Annotated in this window: 5 protein-coding genes and 1 pseudogene; all 6 read left to right on the top strand. The window is 42.4% G+C overall.

Annotated elements, in window-relative coordinates; genetic code table 11:
• Positions 1–5 precede the first annotated feature (5 nt).
• Positions 6–539, top strand: a complete 534-nt coding sequence (gene nusG, locus HMPREF1051_RS01630) for a transcription termination/antitermination protein NusG (protein ID WP_003760509.1) — start codon at positions 6–8, stop codon at positions 537–539.
• A gap of 106 nt (positions 540–645) precedes the next feature.
• Complete coding sequence (gene rplK / locus HMPREF1051_RS01625; RefSeq protein ID WP_002220151.1) at positions 646–1,080, top strand: 50S ribosomal protein L11; 435 nt, start codon at positions 646–648, stop codon at positions 1,078–1,080.
• Positions 1,080–1,775, top strand: a complete 696-nt coding sequence (rplA, locus tag HMPREF1051_RS01620; protein WP_003763421.1) for a 50S ribosomal protein L1 — start codon at positions 1,080–1,082, stop codon at positions 1,773–1,775. Before rplK ends, rplA begins: the two co-directional genes overlap by 1 nt.
• A gap of 227 nt (positions 1,776–2,002) precedes the next feature.
• The gene (rplJ, locus tag HMPREF1051_RS01615) at positions 2,003–2,503 is read left to right on the top strand and encodes a 50S ribosomal protein L10 (protein WP_036491136.1); all 501 of its coding nucleotides are present in this window, start codon (positions 2,003–2,005) and stop codon (positions 2,501–2,503) included.
• A gap of 58 nt (positions 2,504–2,561) precedes the next feature.
• Positions 2,562–2,933, top strand: coding sequence for a 50S ribosomal protein L7/L12 (rplL, locus tag HMPREF1051_RS01610; protein WP_003677916.1), 372 nt, complete (start codon positions 2,562–2,564; stop codon positions 2,931–2,933).
• 187 nt (positions 2,934–3,120) lie between these two features.
• Positions 3,121–3,744, top strand: a pseudogene (locus HMPREF1051_RS01605) (DNA-directed RNA polymerase subunit beta); the annotation flags it as partial.

The following is a 3,744-nucleotide window of genomic DNA, read 5'->3' as shown; positions in this document are numbered from 1 at the left end:
TAAAAATGTCAAAACGTTGGTATGTTGTGCAGGCTTATTCCGGCTTTGAGAAAAATGTCCAGAAGACCCTAAAAGAGCGTATCGCTCGCGAAGGCATGGAAGGTTATTTCGGTCAGATTCTTGTTCCGGTTGAAGAAGTGGTTGATATTAAAAATGGTCGTAAAACCATTAGCGAGCGTAAGTTCTATCCGGGCTATGTTTTGGTCGAAATGGAAATGACCGATGACTCATGGCATTTGGTGAAAAGTACCCCTCGAGTTTCAGGCTTTATTGGTGGTACGGCAAATAAGCCTACTCCGATTTCTCAAAGAGAGGCTGATGCAATCTTGCAACAGGTTCGTTCTGGGGTTGAGAAGCCTAAACCTAAAGTTGAATTTGAAGTGGGACAGCAAGTTCGTGTAAACGAAGGACCTTTTGCTGACTTCAACGGTATTGTAGATGAAGTGAATTATGAGCGTAATAAATTGAGGGTTTCTGTTCAGATTTTTGGTCGTGAAACCCCGGTTGAGCTGGAGTTTGGTCAAGTAGAAAAGATTTAAGTTTTTAAATCCCTTGAAAAAAAATCTCTAAGTAAATATAATACTGAATTCTTTTTTGGGAAGCGGAAATGGTTCCGCGCTATACCCGTTTTTAGGAGTCCTATAAGTGGCAAAGAAAATTATCGGCTATATCAAACTGCAAATTCCTGCAGGTAAAGCCAATCCATCTCCCCCAGTTGGTCCTGCTTTGGGTCAGCGTGGTCTGAATATTATGGAATTCTGTAAAGCATTTAATGCTGCAACTCAAGGCATGGAGCCTGGTTTGCCGATTCCAGTTGTAATTACTGCATTTGCGGATAAGTCATTCACTTTTGTGATGAAAACTCCTCCGGCCTCTATTCTGTTGAAAAAAGCTGCTGGTCTGCAAAAAGGTAGTTCTAATCCTCTGACAAATAAAGTGGGTAAATTGACCCGTGCTCAGTTGGAAGAAATTGCTAAAACTAAAGAACCTGATTTGACTGCTGCTGATTTGGATGCCGCTGTTCGCACTATTGCTGGTTCTGCTCGTTCAATGGGTTTGGATGTGGAGGGTGTTGTATAATGGCTAAAGTATCTAAACGCTTGAAAGCTTTGCGCTCTTCTGTTGAAGCCAATAAATTATATGCAATTGATGAAGCAATTGCTTTGGTAAAAAAAGCAGCGACTGCTAAATTTGACGAATCTGTTGACGTATCTTTCAACTTGGGTGTTGATCCGCGTAAATCTGACCAAGTTATCCGTGGTTCAGTTGTTCTGCCTAAAGGTACTGGTAAAACAACCCGCGTGGCGGTATTTACTCAAGGTGCAAATGCTGAAGCAGCTAAAGAAGCTGGTGCTGATGTTGTCGGCTTTGAAGATTTGGCTGCTGAAATCAAAGCAGGTAATCTGAACTTTGACGTTGTTATTGCTTCTCCTGATGCAATGCGCATCGTTGGTCAGTTGGGTACTATCTTGGGTCCGCGTGGTTTGATGCCGAACCCTAAAGTGGGTACTGTTACTCCTAATGTGGCTGAAGCAGTTAAAAATGCAAAAGCTGGTCAGGTACAATATCGTACAGACAAAGCTGGTATCGTTCATGCAACTATCGGTCGTGCTTCGTTCGCTGAAGCCGATTTGAAAGAAAACTTTGATGCGTTGCTGGATGCTATCGTTAAAGCCAAGCCCGCTGCTGCTAAAGGTCAGTACCTGAAAAAAGTTGCTGTATCCAGCACTATGGGTTTAGGTGTTCGCGTTGATACATCAAGCGTGAATAACTAATCTAAGAAATTTTCAAGCAACTCTATTTTTGAGTTGCTTGAATTTGGGCTACTTAGAATTAAGTAGATGTCCAAGACCGTAGGGATCGCAAGATTTAATCGTAACTGCCCTACGCAGACGGTAGTCCTGAAACACATTGCAAGATTGCTTGTAAGATGTCTTTTTAGGTTACCGCGCTGGTGGGATATCATTCCGATATCCTGTTTATAAACAGTGGGAGGTAGACCTTGAGTCTCAATATTGAAACCAAGAAAGTAGCCGTAGAGGAAATCAGCGCAGCAATTGCTAACGCTCAGACTCTCGTGGTTGCTGAATATCGCGGTATCAGTGTTTCCAGTATGACTGAGCTTCGTGCAAATGCGCGTAAAGAAGGCGTTTACTTGCGCGTTCTGAAAAACACATTGGCTCGTCGTGCAGTAGAGGGTACTTCATTCGCAGCTTTGGCTGATCAAATGGTTGGTCCATTGGTTTATGCTGCTTCTGAAGATGCTGTTGCTGCTGCTAAAGTGCTGCACCAATTCGCGAAAAAAGATGACAAAATTGTAGTTAAAGCCGGTTCTTACAATGGTGAAGTGATGAATGCTGCTCAGGTTGCTGAGTTGGCTTCTATTCCGAGCCGCGAAGAGCTGTTGTCCAAACTGCTGTTCGTTATGCAAGCTCCTGTATCAGGCTTTGCGCGTGGTTTGGCTGCTTTGGCAGAGAAAAAAGTAGGCGAAGAAGCCGCTTAATCAATTTTGTTTCTGTTAATCAATTATTTTTTAATACAATATTTGGAGTATAAATAGCATGGCTATTACTAAAGAAGACATTTTGGAAGCAGTTGGTTCTTTGACCGTAATGGAATTGAACGACTTGGTTAAAGCTTTTGAAGAAAAATTCGGCGTTTCTGCTGCTGCTGTTGCAGTTGCGGGTCCTGCTGGTGCTGGTGCTGCTGCCGCTGAAGAAAAAACTGAATTTGACGTAGTATTGGCTTCTGCCGGTGACCAAAAAGTTGGCGTGATTAAAGTAGTTCGCGCAATTACCGGTCTGGGTCTGAAAGAAGCTAAAGACATCGTTGATGGTGCACCTAAAACTCTTAAAGAAGGTGTTTCTAAAGCTGAAGCTGAAGACATCCAAAAACAATTGGAAGAAGCCGGCGCTAAAGTCGAAATCAAATAATTTGATGCTTCCTGTGAAGGCTGGCAGTTTTCTGCCAGCCTTATTTTGCTTATTGTTATTAGGTTAATTTGTTATTTACATTTATTTGCAATTTATTCGCAAGTTAAGTTTAAATAAATGTAAATAACACAAACAATAGGCGTTATTTCAGACGACTTCTTTTTTAAAATTGCTTTTCGGAGTGTATATGAACTATTCGTTTACCGAGAAAAAACGTATCCGTAAGAGTTTTGCAAAACGAGAGAACGTATTGGACGTTCCCTTTTTGTTGGCAACACAAATTGATTCTTATGCGAAATTTCTGCAATTAGAAAATGCTTTTGATCAGCGCACTGATGATGGTCTGCAGGCTGCATTTAATTCTATTTTCCCCATCGTAAGCCACAACGGTTATGCGCGTCTGGAGTTTGTGCATTACACGTTGGGTGAACCTTTGTTCGATATTCCCGAATGTCAATTGCGCGGAATCACTTATGCAGCCCCTTTGCGCGCGCGTATCCGACTGGTTATTTTAGACAAGGAAGCGTCTAAACCGACAGTCAAAGAAGTTCGTGAAAATGAAGTGTACATGGGCGAAATCCCATTGATGACTCCAAGCGGTTCGTTTGTCATTAACGGTACCGAACGTGTGATTGTTTCTCAGTTGCACCGTTCTCCTGGCGTGTTCTTTGAGCATGACCGTGGTAAAACCCATTCCTCCGGTAAATTGTTGTTCTCTGCTCGAATCATTCCTTACCGTGGTTCGTGGTTGGATTTCGAATTTGACCCGAAAGATTTGCTGTATTTCCGTATCGACCGTCGCCGTAAAATG

The sequence above is a fragment of the Neisseria sicca VK64 genome, assembly GCF_000260655.1.
GTDB lineage: Bacteria > Pseudomonadota > Gammaproteobacteria > Burkholderiales > Neisseriaceae > Neisseria > Neisseria sicca_B.
This window is presented reverse-complemented; position numbering and strand designations above follow the sequence as displayed.